This is a genomic window from Alteromonas sp. LOR, from assembly GCF_000753865.1.
In the GTDB taxonomy this organism is placed as follows: domain Bacteria; phylum Pseudomonadota; class Gammaproteobacteria; order Enterobacterales; family Alteromonadaceae; genus Alteromonas.
The window spans coordinates 87,813-107,287 of the sequence record NZ_JQFW01000040.1 but is presented as its reverse complement, the minus strand read 5'-3'; the positions used below and the strand labels follow the sequence as shown (position 1 = coordinate 107,287).

Below are 19,475 nucleotides of genomic sequence, written 5' to 3'. Positions count from 1 at the left end.
AACGCGCAAAGGCATCTGGCCAAATCAGCTCAGCTTCAGCGGATGCTCAAGCGCGGTCGTGGCATTCCTACTAACGACAGTGCTCACTAGCCCTGGAAAACTGCCCGTGTTGTATGAAAACCTCATCAACCAATTGACTTACTACGAGCTTCCAACAAGGCGAGAAGACAGGTTATACCCTCGGTGCGTCAAACCCAAACCTAGCAAGTACCCTACTAAAAAGAAAAATGCCAGTCAGCTTAACTGACTGGCATTAGCTTTAAGCCCGCTTTTTAATCTTCTTTTTTAACCCTTTCAGAATTTTTGAAAAACGTTCGCCCTCGTCTCCATTGATAAGCGCCAGCGTACTTTTCGCTTTCTCTATGTCATTGGCATTTAAGCGCAGCTCTGCGAGTCGCAGACGGGCCCAATTTACACTTGGCAGGCCTGCTGTATCGATATTCGTTGTATTAAAGCCATCGATATACTGCTCTAATGCAGCAATGCCCGTGTTGGTAAATTCGTCGCTGTTTAGCGCTACTTGACCAATGCGGTATTTGCCGTACAGCAAATTGCTTTCGCGCTGTTCGTACTCGTCCCATTGCGCCGAATCTTTGCTTTCTACCGTTGCTACCGACATTCCCATTAATGGCGACAGCGCTTCAAAAGCGTGGCTGTACTTTTCAGCAGATAAATAGTGACTGCCTAATTCAAAGTTAGCTCGTAAGGCCGAGGCCTCATTCTGTGCAAGAGCGTCGTAAATAGCGTGTGCTTGGTCTTCATTATCGTCTTTGAGGTAGAAGCTAGCCAAAGCAAATTGGCCTTCAACGCTATCAATTGTGGCGATCTTTTCTGCCAACTTTTTCGCTTCATCCATATCACCACCGGCAATGGAAGGAGCAACTAAATGAAATTGCATTAGGGCGCGATAAACCGCAATCTCGTCAGGCGCGATAACAATTGCTTGCTCTAAGCTGCTTTTGGCTTTTTTTGCATAACCCAAAGCTGAAAAGATGCTGTTTGAGGCTTGTGCTCCCATCACGTTGGCATGGGTATGAAAGGCACGGTAATCTTTGCTGTAGCTTGCTATAAACTCTTCAGCTACTTCTTCGGCATCGTCTAAGTCTGTGTTCATTAGTGCTGAAATCAGCAAATTATATTGCTCAGGGCTTTTTCCTTTTACGTCCTCCAGCTTATCAATAACACGCTCCCAGTCTCCTTGGCGGGCATACATTTCAAGGTTGGTAAGCTCTGCACTTTTCGCAGACGATGTTGATACTGAGCTATCAGCAGCGAATGATGTGCTCAACGGGGTGATTGATAGCATGGTTGATAAAAGGGCAGCGCATGCTCGCTGCGATGCAGGATAATTCAATTTCATAGCAATTCCTTTTGGGAAAATAATGGTGTCGAGACACTGTCACAGCAATGGTTACTGCACACTAAACTTGATGCATTGTGTGCTAGATATTAGGTTGGTGCTTACACTTATATTGACTCTGTTTACATTAACCTATGCTGAACAATATTCCAGCAATTAGTTGTAACAAGAGTTATAACAGTGTGCGATTACGCACATTATAAGTCTCGCTGAGTTGGGAATTATCTATGCGGACTGGTATTACCGTTTCGCAAGAGAAATAAACGAACAAGAAAGGCATAAAAAAGGGGCTCATAGTCGAGCCCCTTAGCGGGTAACAAATAAACTCTCTCACAAAGAGTTTTTAAAACAGAATTATTTTCCGTCTCTTCCTTCCATAAGCAACCCTAACGCCCAGCGGTTATCGAAACCTTTCCAAGGCGCAGGCGTTTCACCGCCGCTTGGTACCTGATCACTACTACCCGTTACCTCTAAAAAAGCACAGTAATCTGGTATGGCTTTTACGTGGCAGTTCATGAGCGCTAATGCAAAGTGTTCGTTAATGGCATTGAGCTTTTGCTCTTCCCATGCGGGCTCGATGTAACTACCCAAGTCGAACTCACTGCCATACGCTTCTTTAGGTGCGGGGTGAGGTGCAACATTATGACGTGCGTTTTTGATGGTTAGTAACTTGGTATCTTTATTCGTTGTGTGATCGAACAACCAACGAATGCCATCGTAGCCTGAAACATCGTCGTTATCACCAGCGACAAACAGCACAGGTACGTCGATATTAGATAGGGACTTTGTATCAAACAACTGCTGCTGCCCACCCCAAGGCGCTAGTGCTAGTGCAGCTTTCCATGCTGGTAATGTGTCATCACTTGAAGGCTTGCCACCTGCGCACGTATTTAAAGCTGCTTTTACCAACTGAACTGTTGCAGGGTCTTGTGTACCGGTAAAAGTGGCAGCCGTAGTATCGTTAAACGCGTAACAACCCCCAACTGTACTCATTGCGCCATATCCACCCATCGAGTAACCAATTACTCCTGCTCGAGTTTCGTCAACTTCATCTGCAAAAAAGCTGTGTTGAGCCACCGCGTTAAGCGTGAACACCTGATCTCTTGAACGATTTAACAGCGTGCTTGGAAACCCACTGTAAGGGCTTTCTGCAAAATTAACGTCTTTGTTTGTTGAGTCTGTATGGTCAATGGCAGCAACTACATAACCATGAGATGCTAGATGCTCGCCAAGATAATGCATCAGCGTACGGTAGCCGGTATAACCGTGAGAGATTATTACGATAGGATAGTTTTCGTCCGTCGCCATAATGGGGGCATCGCGATAAGCATCAGCTTGAATTTCAAAAGACTTACCGCTGCGTGTTTCATCACTATATACGGCTAATTTTGAGTCTGCTAAGTCAGTTGATTGAGATGCGGGATACCAAACCTCGAGGGTTAACTCACGCTTTACCATCTCTCCTGACATTGTCATTGCCGCTTCGGGATAAGCAACTTCAATTGTTTTTACCCCTACAGCCAATTCACCACTTTCGCTAAGCTCGGGCATCACCTCAGCTGGGAAATCTTTATAAACAGTTTGCGCAGAAAATGCGGTCGCAGAGAATGTAGCAGTAATAAGCATAACGCTTGTACTGCAAAATAGGGATAACGTTTTCATAGTTTGCTAATAGATTGTTAATTAGTAGGCATAGCTATATTACTTTATTGGCATCAACAAGCAAGCAAGCCGCTATTTTTTACATTAATTGTTACAACTAAGTTATTTCTATTGAATAGAATGAGCGCCCCAAAAAGGTAAACGTATAACCTTTTACCGGTTTTTTGAGTAAAGTACGGTAAAAATAGCCGTGTCGGTGATTGCGAAACTTTGAAAATATGAATGTGAGAACGGAAGAGAGTGTGAAGCTAAAACCTTAAGAAGCGGGCTGCGAGCAGTGATAAAAAGATAAAGTAATAAAGCGATAAGGAACCTGGCTCCTGTTTACCTAGTGCAAAATTTGCCAAGTAAATAAATGTGTTGCGTACTTCAGGACGGAACGGGAGACGTAAAAAAGCCCAGCTACTTAGCTGGGCTTTTTAAAAATGTCTTCAAACTAAACTCAATCCTAATTCAGCTTTTCTCGCTGAAATCAGCCAGCCTTAATTAGAAATTAAACAGGCCGTTTGAGTATTCCTTAAAATGGTTATTTTAAAATGGAATATCGTCGTCAAAGTCAAAGTCTGGCTCTGCCATTGGCGGAGTTTTAGGCTGAGGCTGATTACCACCTTGAGGAGCAGCTTGATTGAAACCGCCGCCTTGGTTTTGGTTGTAACCACCTTGTTGGCCGCCTTGCTGCTGACCGCCCTGAGCTGGTGCTTGATTATAGCCACCGCCCTGGTTCTGGTATCCGCCGCCTTGGTTATTTTGTTGACGTTGGTAACCGCCGCTACCACCACCAGCTTCACCGCCACGACCGCCAAGCATTTGCATTTGGTCCACGATGATCTCTGTGGTGTATTTGTCATTGCCTTGCTGATCCTGCCATTTACGGGTTTGCAATTTACCTTCTACGTAAATCTGCGAACCTTTTTTCAGGTATTCTCCAGCAATTTCAGCCAAGCGACGATACATAGTGAGTCTATGCCATTCTGTACGCTCTTGCGGTTGCCCTTGTTGGTCTTTCCAGCTTTCGCTGGTTGCAAGACTCAGGTTCGCAACGGCGTTTCCGTTCGGCATGTATCTTACTTCAGGATCATTACCAAGGTTTCCTACAAGAATTACCTTGTTCACGCCTTTCGTTGCCATTGATGTCTCCTGTAACGTGTTTATTGGCTTGCTGCGTAGCAACGCTTATTTTAAAGCGCCACTATTTCGACTTCATCAAAGTTCGACAGCAACAAGCACGAAAGTTCATAGTTTTGAGCCCTGTAGTATATCGTATTTTTCCAGGGAAAAATGAAGTTTTTGTCGATGCATTTATTCACAAATAAACGCTATCAAAGTTTCTCATTTCCGTCTTCTGAACTTTCGCTCTGTTTATCTAGGCTGTTTGTAACAGTGCGCTTTCAAACCGTGCTCGTTCTAAAAAAGTGTGTAAAAGCTTAATCCATTACCACCACGCGCTGTAAAAAGCGATAAGTATGAATACCACTGCAATAGCCGCAATATTAAACCCTTTAGTGGTATCGAACTGCACATCAGAGAGCTCTACGGCATTTTCGTGGACGCCCTTTTTCTCCATAAGAGAGACGATGACAGCCACCGCTACGCACAGTAAAAATACAATACCGACTCGGTCAATAAACGGAAGCTCGGGCCAAAACTGCCTAAACACGATGCTTAAAATAAATGAGCCCAGTGCCGCAAGCAGCCCGCCATTAGCCGTAGTGTGTTTCCAAAACATACCTAAAATGAAGAGGGCACAAATACCAGGCGTAAAGAACCCGGTGAACTCTTGAATATATTGAAAGGCTTGGTCGAAATTACCTAATAGTGGCTTAGCAGCAACCATAGCAATAATTAACGCGACCAAACTTACCGTGCGTCCTACTTTGACATAATGCCGCTGTGACTCATTAGGACGTTTGTCTTTGTAAATGTCCATTGTAAAAATGGTCGATACGCTGTTTGTCATAGACGCAAGGGACGACACAATAGCCGCAACAAGAGCTGCAAAAATAATTCCCTTCAACCCAACAGGCATAAGCGTCATGAGACTAGGATAAGCCTGGTCGGGCTTTGCTAAATCGGGTACCAACAGCACAGCGGCAATACCTGGCAGCACAACAATTAACGGCATCAAAAGCTTTAAAAATGCCGCGAAAGCAATGCCTTTTTGCGCTTCTTGCAGGCTCTTAGCAGCCAGGGTTCTTTGAATAATATACTGATTAAAGCCCCAGTAAGACAGGTTCATGATCCACATACCGCCTACGAGTACGGAAATACCGGGAAGGTCCATATAGTGCGGGTTATCTTTTGATAATATCATGTCGAACTTACCCGGCAGCTGCTGGGTTAAATCAACAAAGCCTTGAATTGGCCCGTTTCCACCGCTGATAAGATTAAGCGCGGTATAAGAGAGGAATAACCCGCCGAGCACCAATAACACTACCTGAATAATATCGGTAAGCGCCACTGCTTTTAGCCCGCCATACAGCGAGTAGGCCAGCGAAAATAGCCCTAAAAATATCATGCCGTACATCATGTCGACACCGGCAATAGTGTTGATGGCTAATGCGCCTAACCACAGCACGGCAGTGAGGTTAACAAACACATAAACGCCTAGCCAGAATACGGCCATTACTTTACGAACGCGGTGATCGTATCGCTGCTCCAAAAATTGAGGCATGGTATATATTTTGTGTTTTAAAAATATAGGTAGAAAATACTTACCCACTATAATTAACGTGATGGCCGCCATCCATTCGTAAGACGCAATAGCTAGCCCTATTTGGTAGCCCGAGCCAGACATTCCTATTATTTGTTCTGCGGATATGTTGGCAGCAATAAGAGACGCGCCAATGGCCCACCAAGGTAAACTAGAGCCCGCTAAGAAGTAATCGTTGGTATCTTTCTCATGCCCCTTTTTTTCCCGCGACACCCACCAGGCTATACCGATAAGCGCGATAACGTATATCACAAACACGGTGATATCTAGTGATGCTAATTTCATAGTTTACTCACGATATTTCAATACAATGATGATTAAAGCGCAACGAAACATGTTTCATAAGACCTGTAGGACTAAAGCTCGGTGGCCTTTAAAACGCAGGTGAAAAGCTCTTCATTGTTGTTTTTATTACGCTTATTTGAAGTCAGTGATAACATATTTATCACATTTTAGACCAGCTCGCATAGATAATTACCCACTGAGCGAGATTTAAAATGTGCGTAATCGCGGCGTGTTACCGCAGGCAAAAAAAAGCCGCTATCCAATGATGCGGCTAAGGGACACAAATAAGCGGTCAAAGATGGGGAAATAATTTATGCAAAGGCCCCCTGTGTGGCAGTGCATACGTATATATCAGCGTGATAATTCGTCTCATCGAAGTACTTATCAGCCACTAATTGTTTCACAGCATCAACAGTATCTGTTGGAACTAGCGCAACAACACATCCTCCAAAACCGCCACCGGTCATACGCACGCCGCCAGTAACACCAAGTAACTCATCAATGATGGTGACAAGGTAATCAATTGGGGGCACCGTTATTTCAAAATCGTCTCGCATAGACACATGAGATTCGGCCATGGCCTTACTCACCGTTTCAATATCACCGACTTTTAACGCATTGCTTGCTGACAAGGTTCGCTTGTTTTCGGTAATAATATGTTTAGCTCTGCGGTATACCACCTCGGGCATATGCGGCTTTGCAGCTTCAAGCATATCAATATTGGCTTCGCGCAATGAGGGTACACCGAGTAATGACGCTCCCTGCTCGCACTGCTGACGGCGAAGGTTGTATTCACTGTCTACCAGGCCGCGCTTCACGTTTGAGTTTATGATGACAATTTGATGGCTGTCAGGTAGCGGTGAGTGTTCAATTGACAGCGACTGACAATCGAGCAACATAGCTTTACCTTCGTTACCCATTGCCGAGATAAGCTGATCCATAATGCCGCATGAGCAGCCCACAAAGGTATTTTCCGCTTTCTGACCTAGAAGTGCGGCCTTCACGCCATCGAGAGGCAACTGATATAGGGCACTCATTGCTTTTAGAATTGCCACTTCAAATGACGCGGAAGAACTTAAGCCAGCACCTTGAGGCACATTACCCGTGACTAATAGATTAGCACCACCAAATGCGGGAAAGTCCTGCTTAAGTACTTTAACCACACCGCGCACATAGTTTGCCCAACCTTGCTCATCATCATAGTGAATATCATCAAGGCTGAACGTATTTTGCTGATTCTCATAGTCCATTGCGGTGACAACAATGTTGTTATCGCTTCGCTTTGATGCAGCTACCCAGGTGCCAAAATTAATTGCCGCAGGAAATACGAAGCCGCCGTTGTAGTCGGTATGCTCGCCAATTAAATTTACGCGACCTGGTGCGTGAGCTATCAGTGTCGGTTCTTCTGCAAAGCTTTCTTCAAACGCTGAAGAGAGTATGTGGTTATCCATTCGCATTCTCATGTTTTTTATAGTGCACGCTGGAAAGTGCCTTCAATCTATCTGCGGCTTGTTCTGGCGTTAAGTCGCGCTGGGCCTCGGCCATCATTTCATACCCAACCATGAACTTACGTACACTCGCAGAACGAAGCAGTGGCGGAAAGAAGTGCGCATGTAACGTCCATTCAGGATGTGCTTGTTTATCAAATGGTGCGCTATGCCAGCCCATAGAATATGGAAATGACGTTTCAAACAAATTGTCATAGCGCGCGGTTATATCGCCAATAATTTGCGCTAGAGAAAACGATTGTTCGTCGGTTAATTTGTGCAGTGCTGTTACATCAAAGCGAGGCAGTAACAATGTTTCAAACGGCCATGCAGCCCAATACGGCACTACTACTATCCAGTCATCGTTTTGACATACAACGCGCTCTTGCTTTGCAACTTCTTGCTCAGCGTAATCTAACAACAAAGGACGTTTGTGCTCGTTGAAATAAGCACGTAATTGTACAAGCTTTTTAGCCGGATCTGTCGGCACATGCTGCTGCGCCCATACTTGTCCGTGAGGGTGAGGGTTAGAGCAGCCCATCATCGCGCCCTTGTTTTCAAACACCTGAACCCATTGATATTGCTCACCTAACTCTTCTGTCTGTGATTTCCAGCATGCTACAACGTCTGCACGCTCTTGGTCTGTCAATTCTGGAAGGGTTTTGCTGTGATCGGGAGAGAAACAAATAACTCGGCTACAGCCCTGTTCGGTTTCGAACTGAAAAAGCCCTTTTTTCTCGCTCAACACCACCGTGTCTTTCTTGAGCGCAGCAAAGTCGTTTTCAAAAACAAAAGTGCCGGCGTAATCAGGGTTTACCTCGCCGTTAACACGGGTATTGCCCGGGCATAAATAGCAGGTTGGATCGTAAGACGGTTTTTGCTCATTGTTAGGCTCTTCCGACTGCCCTTGCCATGGTCGTTTCGCGCGATGCGGCGATACCAAAACCCACTCACCTAATAGGGGGTTGAATCTGCGGTGTGGATCATCTGACGGGTCGAATGGGCTTGCCATAGTCGCTCTCTATAAAAATGCGTTTTGTGGGCCGGTCACTAAGCCTCAGTGGCAAATAATGCGTGCGCCATACACAAAAGGTTAAACGTTTACCCAAAATAATATATCAATGCACTCAATTTATCAATGTTCAAATAAGGAAAAATAAATGTTAATTAAGGTAACATTTAGTGCTTATTCAATAGTCACGTGTGTACAGTCTCTTTTATAAGACCGCGTTTATTTTGTTACCGAGAAAGCGTAACGAATCTCCATGTCTAAAGGAGAATCTGGCGTAACTATACAATTTGGAAAGTGAGGCTTGTTCGGTGAGTCAGGGAAAAACTGAGGCTCTAAACACAATGCGCCCATTTGCTGCTGCGTTTTTAGATTACCTGTGTAGAACTGCAATCCTGGCAGATTGGTGTACAGCTTCATAATAAGCCCAGTGTCGCTGGCGCTCACTTCAGCTTGTGGCTGGGTGTTAGCACTTTGGCGCAGCACGTAGTTATGGTCGTACCCCCCTACTTTCTCAAAGAGTTCAGACGACGGCATATCATGCACATTCTTTCCTATTTGAGTGGGCTCTCTAAAATCAAAGGGGGTGTCGTTCACAGCAACAAACTCACCGTTTGGTAGCAATGTACTATCCGCATCGGTCACTTCATCTGCAGCGATAGTCAATACCGTGCTTTCTACTGAGCTATCATTACTTAATGTGAAGTAGGCGTGTTGAGTAAAACTGAGCGGGGTTGCTTTATCGGTCGTTGCTTTGATATGCAAGCTAAGCTCATTGTCATTATTTAGGGTGTAGCAGGCGGTTACCGCTACGTTTCCAGGAAAGCCTCCTTCCCCATCGCCGCTGAGTAGCGTTAGCGTGACACTTGCGCTTTGGTCATCACAATGGGTTGACGAGGCCCAATTGCGTTTGTGAAAACCGGCATTACCGCCATGAAGGTTATGCTCGCCGTTGTTTTTATCAAGGTGATAGGTTGTGCCATTAAGACTAAAACACCCATTGCCAATACGGTTAGCGTATCGCCCTACAATAGCACCGCGATAACTCTCATCGGCCATGTATTCATCTATGGTGTCGAAAGTTTGAATACAGTGTTTAGGCGCGTTATTGGCATCAAACATAGTAATTTCTTTTATTATACCGCCTAAGCTTAATATTTTAACTTCCATGTTGTTGGCGTTCGATAAGGTAAACATACTTACTTGTTCATCACTTAGTTGACCGCCCGCTTTTTCGCTCATTTTACCGAAAGCCGACACCTGAATATTCATAACCCTTTTTTCGCCTTGTATACTTACGTCAACACCACTGAACACATTGTAACAGCGCAACCTGTTTTCAAAGGGTATACGTTTTCAACCATTATTTGTAGCGCACGGGATAACATTTTGTATTTAAGTGCCGCTATTGAGTCAGAGTTATTCACTTACTTTTGAAACACAGCGTGCCGCCTTGATGAAAGCCCTAACTAACGGGTTGGAAATTTATCAATTTTTGTAAATATAATGTACGCTATAGGCATTATTTGGCCTTACTGACTGTGCTTTTACAGCCTTTTTATCTTAAGTGTCACCGTCAGCGAGCCTATCGTTAAAAATAAAAATAGAATTGCGAAAACGAAATGGCAACAATTAAAGATATAGCTCAGGCGGCAGGGGTTTCACTTGCCACAGTGTCTCGCGTAATCAACGACGGGCCAAAAGTAGGTAGCGATACGCGAAAACGCGTGAAAAAGATAATGGAAGAGATGGGTTATCGCCCTAACGCCAATGCACGAGCTTTGGTAACAAAGAAAAGCGCATCGCTGGGAGTTGTGATTGCCGAATTACATGACCCGTTCTTCGCCATGCTAGCTCATGGCGTAGAGTCAGTTACTCGCAAGAACAATGTCCAAATACTATTAAGTGCAGGCTCTATAGAAAAAGAGACAGAGTTACGGGCTATAGAAACTTTGTTAGAGCATCGTGTTGAAGCCATGGTAGTTCACAGCAAGGCCCTTGATGATAAAACCCTTGTAGAGTTCTCAAAACAAGTGCCGGGTTTTGTACTCATTAACCGATATATTCCTGAAATCGCTAATAGATGCGTATGGCTAGACAATGTCACCGGTGGACGTTTAATGGCTGAATATGCGATTAACCAAGGTCACGAACACGTGGCGGTTATCAGCAGTCAGTACCGAATAGACGATCCTAATCAACGGCTTGAAGGTGTTCGCACCGCTATAAAGCACGCCAACCTAGTATTGCCTGAAAGCATGATTGAGTATGCAACGCCAGATCAAGAAGGTGGTGAACTTGCAATGCAGAACTTATTGGCCACAGGCGCTAAATTTACCGCCGTATTGGCCTATAACGATGCTATGGCGTCAGGTGCCATGACAATGCTACAAGACCACGGTATTGCGGTACCAGAACAGGTATCTGTAATGGGTTACGACGATGTTTTGTTAGCCAAATATTGCCGCCCCAAACTCACCACTTTGCGCTACCCTGTTGAAATGATGGCCTCAAAAGCTGCCGAGCTTGCCCTTAAGTATGCATCGGGGAAAAAGCCAGAAGAAGGTTTAACCTTCAAGTATACCCCCACTATTATCAAGCGTGACTCCGTAGTGAGAGTTTAAGCTTCAACCGCTAGCGGCTAATAGCTATAAACGGCTAAAACACCGACTTTAGACTTAAGTCTAAGACAGTATTGGGGAGACCCTGCATTATGGTTATCCCCAATGTGACAAAGCTGTTGATCCTTCACACAATTACGATCAAATTCACCAGCGATCTACAATAATTTTGCTACAGCTATTGATTTTACTGACGTAACGTGATCGGATCAGTTGAGCTTACTTGATCTCGACCGCTTACTTTCATTGACTGTTAACATAGTTACCAACAAGGTTTTCCACTATTTATCCACAGGCAAAAAGTGAAATAACGTGATGCAAGTTTAACGAGATGCTTTTTGACGAGATAGTTGAGATATGAAACGCCTGTATTCAGTAATCGCAAATTCTGAGTTTAATGTGGCGTTATGGGTTGCATCAGGAATAACAGAGATGTGCTTTTTCTCACTCGCACTGTCGGCAAGAAGTTGTTCGCTGATTACTTGAGGGGTAATTTTATCCTTGGCACCGACGAGTAACCAAAGCGGACCATCAAAATGCCTGAGAATGGGCGCAATCTGCATACTGTGAACTTCATCGTGCAGCTTCATTGCAGTAAATGAATTAGAAAAGCCTGGCACCATATTGGCGATTAAATCAGATATATTATTGAATGCCCCGTCTAATACCAACCCATCTATTTGCCTGTTAGCAGCCACATAACTCGCAAAATAACTTCCAATGCCCCGTCCGTGGACAATAGTTGGTACGGAAGTATCGAAGGTATTTTTCACATAATCGAATTGCATTAATGCGTCTTTTTTAATCGCATTAATACTGAGCTTGTCTGCCTTTTCACTCGCACCAACACCTTGATAGTCGAGCCATAGGATATTGGCGGGCAGCTTACCTAGCTGGTGTATCACGTTGTTATTTTCAGACACCGTCATTCGGTTATCAGCAAAGAATAGAATGTTAATAACGGGCTTAGCATAAGAAACCGCAACGCCTCGCAGGGTTTCTCCACTCGCATTTTCAATCTCTACAATACTAATGCCAGCAGCCACTTTGTCTTTTTGAATGGCGCTGTGAAGTCGTGTCGTATCTAACGGTTTTTCTTTGGTATCTTGGTAAAAGAACGCGCTCGGCGAAACGTTGATAGCGCATCCAGCCAAAAATACGCTTAAGGCTAGGCAAGATAAAAAGGATAATAAGGCAGGTTTAAAAGCCATGGGGAAGAACTGTCCGTGTTTTTGTATAATTTATTAAAGCAAAGTACCTGCAGCTTCACAAGCCAAACAGCTATGAGAAATATTTCACGTTCTCTGTGCACCTGCTAATTCGCTGTGCACCTGCTGAGTAGTCGCTATATAAGACCTACGCTTCTTTGCAGCTAAACTGCACCTAGAAAGTAGCCAGACAGCAACTAAACCGCTAACACAGCGCGCGCTTTCACGGCATCAAAGTCTCTATTTACTTTTAAGTACGCTGCACCATTTTCTGCATTCAATGTGACTTCCAAGACCCCCGGCACGGCTAAAAGCGCTTCTTCAAGGGCTTGTTGCTTATTGCTATCAGGTTGCTTATTGGCATCAAGCAGCACGTCAGCACGTAGCCCGTTTAACATCACGCGCTTCACTGGGCTCACCTCTTTGAGGCCGCTTATAACGAAAATCCAAAGCAGTGTACTTAACGCCCCAACCAGATACGCCACATTGGGAGACCAAATATCAGTAACAACACCAGATATTATTCCCCCTAAAAAGGCGCCAAAAAACTGAAAGCTAGCGTAAATCCCCATGGCGGTTCCTTTTTGACCGGCAGGGGCAATGCTCGATACTAAAGCAGGAAAATTTGCCTCTAGGTAATTAAAGCCGGTAAAGAAAAGAATGACCGCTGCCGTCGTTAGCCACCAGCTATTGCCATTTACGCCAAGGGCTAAAAAGGCACTTCCCATCAATACCACACCCAATAGTAATAACCATTTAGGCGTGCGCCCTCTTGCTATTCCCATCATTACAATGAGCCCTAAAATGGACACACCTAATACAGGAAGGTACATACGCCAATGCTCACTCAGCGTCATATCAAAATTAGTTAAAGTAACGGGTAGCTGCACAAACAACAGCGTAATCAACATATGCAACACGAGAACGCTTACGTTTAAACGCCACAATTGTGGGGAAAGCATTAAATGACGAAGCTGGCCTTTTTGAGGAAGTGTATCGCCACTGCTGAGGGGCTCAGAGCTCGGTACTACCCATTTTACTAATGGCATACACAGTACGGCTAAAAGGCCTGTTACAGCAAAAACGCCCGCTAAGCCGTAGTGATTTGCAATTAAGGGGCCGATGATAACAGCGAGATAAAACGAAAAACCAATAGCAATACCGATAACTGCGAGCACTTTTGCTCGCTGGCTTTCTCTGCTTACGTCGGTGGCGAGTGCCATAATAGCGCCGGCAATAGCTCCCGCGCCTTGTAAAATACGCCCGACAATCATCCATGCCATGGTGTCGGCGTTGGCAGCGACAAAACTACCCACCGCAAACACACTAAGACCCAACAGAATAACGGGTTTACGACCCCATTTGTCAGACATCATGCCCATGGGAATTTGCAATGCCGCCTGTGTCAGCCCGTAGCCACCCACGGCTAAGCCTACCAACAAAGGAGAATAATCTGGATAGTCCATCGCAGCCACAGCCAAAACAGGCATGACCATGAAAAGGCCCAACATACGTAAAACATAAACAGATGCCAGCGCAAGCGCCGCGCGTAATTCCAAAGCGTTCAAAGCGTCTGAGTTCCTCAAAGTTTACTGAGCCAAAACAAGGTCGCGAAGTGTAGCATAATACCAGTCCGTATTACTTGTGGATGTGCCCATGTAGGTTAAAACTGATTAATATAATCGTCAAAGCGAAAGACAGGGTTTATCAAGTATGATCTATACCGCAATTAAGCCCTTCACAAATCAAATGAAGGTGATCTCACCCGCTTTCAACCAGTATAACTTCAATGCCATATCACTTTAGTTGACACATATGGCATACTGACCCTTTCATTCAGATTCTTTTTCTCATTAGGCTTCAATGGATAAAATCGAAATACGCGGTGCACGCACTCACAATTTGAAGAATATTGATTTAACACTGCCACGAGACAAACTGGTAGTGATTACTGGTCTTTCTGGATCAGGTAAATCATCTCTTGCATTTGACACTCTGTACGCCGAGGGACAGCGTCGTTACGTTGAGTCACTCTCAGCCTACGCTCGTCAATTTTTATCAATGATGGAAAAGCCCGATGTGGATCATATCGAAGGCTTATCACCAGCCATTTCGATTGAACAAAAATCAACATCGCATAACCCCCGTTCTACCGTGGGGACGATCACCGAAATATACGATTATCTGCGCCTAATGTTTGCCCGTGTTGGTACACCGCGCTGTCCCGACCACGATGTGCCTCTTGACGCACAAACCGTGAGTCAAATGGTGGATAAAGTGTTGGCCATGCCTGAAGGCAGTAAACTTATGCTGCTTGCTCCTATTGTGAAGGAACGAAAAGGCGAACACGTAAAAGCGCTACAAACCTTATCGGCACAAGGGTTTATTCGCGCTCGAATTGACGGCGAAGTATGCGATTTATCCGATCCACCGCCTCTGGATCTTCATAAGAAACATACTATTGAAGTGGTAGTAGACCGCTTTAAAGTGCGTGATGATATGGCGCTTCGTCTGTCTGAGTCTTTTGAAACCGCCTTATCGCTCGCTAACGGTAACGCGATTGTCGCCGACATGGACGACAAAGACGCTGAAGAAATTATATTCTCCGCCAACTTTGCATGCCCCCACTGCGGATACAGCTTAAGTGAACTAGAACCTCGCTTGTTCTCATTTAACAACCCTGCAGGTGCGTGCCCTACGTGTGACGGACTTGGCACTCGCAACTTTTTCGACCCGTCTCGGGTTATTACCAACGCCGAGATTAGTTTGTCAGGCGGTGCCATTCGCGGCTGGGACAAACGCAGTTATTACTATTTTCAAATGCTGCAAGCCGTGGCCGACCATTACAAATTTAGTTTAACGGCGCCGTTTGAAGAATTAGAAAAAGAACATAAAGACATTGTGCTGTATGGCTCAAAAGGTAAGTCACTATCGTTTAAGTATATCAACGAGCGCGGCGATATCATGGAGCGCAAGCACCCCTTCGAAGGCATAATTCCTAACATGGAACGCCGCTACCGCGAGACAGAGTCGAACTCGGTAAGAGAAGAGCTTGGTAAGTACTTAAGCCAGCAACACTGCAGTAGCTGTAATGGCTCTCGACTGCGCCTTGAAGCGCGCAACGTATTTATTCAGCAAACGACCCTGCCCACTATCGCCGATATGTCGATAGCAGAAGCTTACACGTTTTTTGAGACCCTCGATCTAACCGGTCAAAAAGCGCAAATTGCTGAGAAAATATTAAAAGAGATATTGGACCGCCTACGTTTCTTGGTGAATGTAGGGCTAAACTACTTGTCTCTTTCTCGAAGCGCAGACACGTTGTCCGGCGGTGAAGCACAGCGTATTCGCCTTGCCAGCCAAATAGGTGCAGGCTTAGTTGGTGTTATGTATGTACTTGATGAACCCTCTATTGGCTTGCATCAACGAGACAACGAACGCTTACTAAAAACCCTCACCCACTTGCGCGACCTTGGAAATACCGTGCTTGTAGTAGAACACGATGAAGATGCCATTCGCCAAGCAGACCACGTTATCGACATTGGCCCTGGCGCTGGTGTACACGGCGGTGAAATTATCGCCCAAGGTACCATTGACGACATACTAGCAAGCGAGCACTCACTTACTGGAAAATATCTGTCGGGAAGAGAGAAGATTGATATTCCGGAAAAACGGAATCCAGCGAAGAACAATGAATGGCTAACGCTTAAAGGCGCTACCGGTAACAACTTACAATCTGTTGACCTTCGCATACCCACGGGTGTGATGACCTGCGTAACGGGTGTATCAGGCTCGGGTAAATCGACGCTAATCAACGACACCTTCTACAAAATTGCCCAGCGTGAGCTAAACAAGGCGACAACTGCGGAGCCTGCAGCCCATAAATCTATGGAAGGGTTAGAGTTGCTCGACAAAGTTGTCGATATTGACCAAAGCCCTATCGGCAGAACACCGCGTTCAAACCCTGCAACCTATGCGGGAATATTTACACCCATTAGAGAGATGTTTGCAGGTACGCAGGAGTCACGCTCTCGTGGTTATAAACCAGGCCGCTTCAGCTTTAATGTAAAAGGCGGTCGTTGTGAAGCCTGCCAGGGCGACGGTGTGATTAAGGTAGAAATGCACTTTTTACCCGATGTGTACGTGCCGTGCGATGTGTGTATGGGCAAACGCTATAACCGCGAAACATTAGATGTAAAATACAAAGATAAAAATATTCACGAAGTGCTAGAGATGACGGTGGAAGACGCTCGCGTATTTTTTGATGCAGTGCCTTCGATTTCTCGCAAGTTGCAAACATTGATGGATGTGGGTCTGTCTTACATCAAGCTCGGTCAGGCGGCTACTACACTGTCTGGTGGTGAAGCACAGCGTGTAAAACTCGCAAAAGAGTTATCAAAAAGAGACACCGGTCAAACGCTTTACATTCTTGATGAACCCACAACTGGGTTACATTTCCACGATATAAAACAGCTGCTTGCTGTACTGCACGAGCTCAGAGACCACGGAAACACTGTGGTGGTAATAGAGCATAACCTCGATGTGATTAAAACTGCCGACTGGATTGTGGACCTTGGTCCTGAAGGAGGATCCGGAGGTGGCCAGATAATTGCAGAGGGAACACCAGAGTATGTTGCAGAACAAGAAGTGTCGCATACAGGTCGCTTCTTAAAGCCACTGCTCGACTAAGCCTGCCAAAAATTACAAACAGGTAGGTAAAAATCGCTTGCTCCCAAGCTAGCGTTTTTACCCGCTTGTTTATTCTGGTCAGAGCTTTATTTAACGCATCATGAGTTACCATGATGGTTGTTAATATGCAGTTTATATTACCGGAGCAAAGAATGAATCAAACACCGCCATTGGCCCTAGTAAAAACGTGGTATGACCTACTCTCTTCGTCTGAAGACAACAGTGTAAAGCAGCATGCTCAGCAAATGTTGCTTAATGCCTTCGAATCACCTGAGGCTATCGCTACCTACTTAAAAGCCAACAATATTCTCAAGCACTAAGACGTTTCATCAGTCATTAGCGCTCGATGAATATGAGTGACGCGTTCCTATTCAGGCGTGACTAAAACTTAGACGCCTGAATAGCAAGTCCCTCACACACTGAGTTAAATGCGTCGTTTTCTAAGCGCGGAAGCCCTGTCAGTAAGTTTTCATACAGCGCATCTACCACGATAGGCGACAAACTCATTCCCCCGGTAATCATTACCACCTCTGGCTTTATGTCGGTGCTGTCTAAACACTCGGTCACTAAGGTCTTAACCTTATCAAGCCACGGCTTTAACGCTTTTTGTAGTGAATCTTGGCTAATATCCACTCCAAACTCATCTTCAACATAGTGAAGTGGTAGCGTGATACGAGGCTTACTCGACAATAGCTCTTTGGCCATTCGGGCAGAGTTAACGATGCGTGCCGACAGTTTATTTTCCTGAACGATTAACAGCCGCTCTAATTGGGCAGGCTCTTTAATGAGTGACATGGTTTGAGAAATATCCAATCCATAGTCATCAGAAAAGAAGCGCATTAAGGCAGGAATGTTATCTACCGCGCACATATCTGAGAAGTAGGTTGGCGGTACGGGCAGGCCGTTCATCATTTTCAGCCCCATACCCATTTCAGGAGCGATCGTTTTAAGCACCAGGCTTTTATCGCAATCCATGCCCCCTAAGCGTCGCCCTGTTACCGACAGCACATCTTGCTTTCTATCTAACTGATTAGTGCGCTCTGGCGAGAGATTTATGCAACAAATATCGGTAGTACCACCACCAATATCCACAATAAGTGTCGTGGTATCCCGCGGCAAGGTTTGTTCAATCTTATAGGCCGCAGCAATAGGCTCGTCCAAGAAGTTTACCGTTGAAAAGCCAGCTTGTTTGGCCGCTTCGGTCATTATTTCTATGGCTTGAATGTTCCCTTCTTCACCGCGCGTGCCGTGAAACTTAACCGGACGACCAATCACCGCCGAATCGATGTTTGCACTGAGCTGCTCTTGAGCACATTGCTTAAAGTAACCAAGCTGCTTCGCGATTATGCCGACAAACGCTTTCTTTTGATCGCTATCTAACGACGCACCCAAAAAGTTTTTAGGCGAGTAAATTAAGCGCCCTTTTTCAGGCATTTTTAAAAATCGACGAAACCCAGCTTCACCAAAAGCAAATTTACCGTGCTCTACCAACCTTAATAGAGGAATTTCATCCAGGGACATGGCGTGCATCAGCTGCGCGATAGCTTTACGTTGCAGAGCAGGCTTATTGTGAAGGTCGCCACGCAGAGAATTAATCCGTTGGTTATACGTAGCCTGCTCTTTGGGATCTTTCGCTGAATAATAGCCGTCTTTGGCTTTATCTATTTGCTCGTTAATAGCACGCTGCAACTGGGCTACTTTCGCTTCAACCATGGCACCGGGCGGCGGTGGCAGCTCGTCTTCAAAGTAAATAAATACCGACGAACGAATTTTATTGCCCTTCTTATCTAGAGGGTCAAGTTTGATGTGCTGATGGGTGGCACCATCAAAATACACCACTTCAGAATTTGATGTGCCGTAATCAATCCCAATTGCAGTCATAGTTATTACGTAAAAGAAATTTGGCGTGAATTGTAAGGAAAAGCCGTATCCCTTTCTAGCTTTGTTTACAGCTTAATCACGGTATTGTGGAATGATGATTAATTACCTCTTCCAGTCAATCTATTGTATTCCTCTTCAGACACTATAGTGACTGTCACGCTATCGGCGGGTTTTTCAAGAATTTTTACATAGTGCACACGGAGTTCATTGAGTCGCTCCATGACTTTTTCATTGATTGAGTTTTGCTTTTTACATGGCGGACAATGCTCATCTTTTTGTGCTCTTACTATAAATAATGTGTAATCGTAATCAGAAAAATCATAATCGTCAGGCAGTTGTTTCGACAACATCGCCAAATCATTGTCGGATGAATCAATAGGTTTTGTGTTAGTAAAGTGTCTCGCCAAATCCCGAGCGACACCAGCCTGCTTGAAAACCGCTTCACCCTTTTGATTAACTAAATACGTCAAAGGGGTCACATTTCCAAACCCTGTCGCCTTATAATTTTCTGGCTCAATGAGCACTTCAGTAACTTCTACTGCTTTCACCGCATTTAATGACAA

Annotated in this window: 14 protein-coding genes; 3 read left to right on the top strand and 11 right to left on the bottom strand. The window is 45.1% G+C overall.

The window, feature by feature from the left end; translation table 11 throughout:
* Nucleotides 1-259: 259 nt before the first annotated feature.
* The 7 genes from JV36_RS0112905 to JV36_RS0112870 all read right to left on the bottom strand — a co-directional run bounded on the left by JV36_RS0112905 (nucleotide 260) and on the right by JV36_RS0112870 (nucleotide 9,785).
* On the bottom strand, nucleotides 260-1,360 hold the full coding sequence (locus JV36_RS0112905; protein ID WP_052010281.1) for a tetratricopeptide repeat protein: 1,101 nt from the start codon (nucleotides 1,358-1,360) through the stop codon (nucleotides 260-262).
* Between the two features lie 354 nt (nucleotides 1,361-1,714).
* Entirely contained in the window at nucleotides 1,715-3,022 is a 1,308-nt protein-coding gene (locus JV36_RS0112900) for an alpha/beta hydrolase family protein (protein WP_032097085.1), read from the bottom strand.
* Nucleotides 3,023-3,553: 531 nt separating this feature from the next.
* Nucleotides 3,554-4,150, bottom strand: a complete 597-nt coding sequence (locus JV36_RS0112895) for a single-stranded DNA-binding protein (RefSeq protein ID WP_032097084.1) — start codon at nucleotides 4,148-4,150, stop codon at nucleotides 3,554-3,556.
* 304 nt (nucleotides 4,151-4,454) lie between these two features.
* On the bottom strand, nucleotides 4,455-6,017 hold the full coding sequence (locus JV36_RS0112885; RefSeq protein ID WP_032097082.1) for a sodium/sugar symporter: 1,563 nt from the start codon (nucleotides 6,015-6,017) through the stop codon (nucleotides 4,455-4,457).
* Between the two features lie 311 nt (nucleotides 6,018-6,328).
* Entirely contained in the window at nucleotides 6,329-7,468 is a 1,140-nt protein-coding gene (gene galK / locus JV36_RS0112880) for a galactokinase (RefSeq protein WP_032097081.1), read from the bottom strand.
* Nucleotides 7,461-8,516 carry a UDP-glucose--hexose-1-phosphate uridylyltransferase gene (locus JV36_RS0112875; protein ID WP_032097080.1) on the bottom strand — a complete coding sequence of 352 codons (1,056 nt, stop codon included), beginning with the start codon at nucleotides 8,514-8,516 and terminating at the stop codon, nucleotides 7,461-7,463. Before JV36_RS0112875 ends, galK begins: the two co-directional genes overlap by 8 nt.
* A 219-nt stretch (nucleotides 8,517-8,735) precedes the next feature.
* The gene (locus tag JV36_RS0112870) at nucleotides 8,736-9,785 is read right to left on the bottom strand and encodes an aldose epimerase family protein (RefSeq protein ID WP_032097079.1); all 1,050 of its coding nucleotides are present in this window, start codon (nucleotides 9,783-9,785) and stop codon (nucleotides 8,736-8,738) included.
* A 350-nt stretch (nucleotides 9,786-10,135) separates the two neighbouring features.
* On the opposite strand from JV36_RS0112870, the gene JV36_RS0112865 reads away from it, so the two are divergent.
* On the top strand, nucleotides 10,136-11,137 hold the full coding sequence (locus JV36_RS0112865; RefSeq protein ID WP_032097078.1) for a LacI family DNA-binding transcriptional regulator: 1,002 nt from the start codon (nucleotides 10,136-10,138) through the stop codon (nucleotides 11,135-11,137).
* 320 nt (nucleotides 11,138-11,457) lie between these two features.
* Here the strand turns inward: JV36_RS0112865 and JV36_RS0112860 are convergent, their stop codons facing one another.
* On the bottom strand, nucleotides 11,458-12,345 hold the full coding sequence (locus tag JV36_RS0112860; RefSeq protein WP_032097077.1) for an alpha/beta hydrolase: 888 nt from the start codon (nucleotides 12,343-12,345) through the stop codon (nucleotides 11,458-11,460).
* A gap of 194 nt (nucleotides 12,346-12,539) precedes the next feature.
* Nucleotides 12,540-13,910 (bottom strand): MFS transporter, encoded by a 1,371-nt coding sequence (locus tag JV36_RS0112855; protein WP_032097076.1) that lies wholly within the window; start codon nucleotides 13,908-13,910, stop codon nucleotides 12,540-12,542.
* A 295-nt stretch (nucleotides 13,911-14,205) separates the two neighbouring features.
* Between JV36_RS0112855 and uvrA the strand changes: the two genes are divergently transcribed.
* Both uvrA and JV36_RS0112845 read left to right on the top strand, forming a co-directional pair.
* A complete protein-coding gene (uvrA, locus tag JV36_RS0112850; protein ID WP_032097075.1) occupies nucleotides 14,206-17,031 on the top strand; it encodes an excinuclease ABC subunit UvrA in 2,826 nt (941 codons plus the stop codon).
* A 110-nt stretch (nucleotides 17,032-17,141) separates the two neighbouring features.
* Nucleotides 17,142-17,351: a hypothetical protein gene (locus JV36_RS0112845; protein WP_081926616.1), complete on the top strand. Its 210-nt coding sequence runs from the start codon at nucleotides 17,142-17,144 to the stop codon at nucleotides 17,349-17,351.
* Nucleotides 17,352-17,412: 61 nt separating this feature from the next.
* Here the strand turns inward: JV36_RS0112845 and JV36_RS0112840 are convergent, their stop codons facing one another.
* Together JV36_RS0112840 and JV36_RS19125 are read right to left on the bottom strand one after the other, a co-directional pair.
* Nucleotides 17,413-18,912, bottom strand: coding sequence for an Hsp70 family protein (locus tag JV36_RS0112840; protein ID WP_032097074.1), 1,500 nt, complete (start codon nucleotides 18,910-18,912; stop codon nucleotides 17,413-17,415).
* 98 nt (nucleotides 18,913-19,010) lie between these two features.
* The coding region (locus tag JV36_RS19125; protein ID WP_200883159.1) for a hypothetical protein at nucleotides 19,011-19,475 on the bottom strand (465 nt) is incomplete at its 5' end.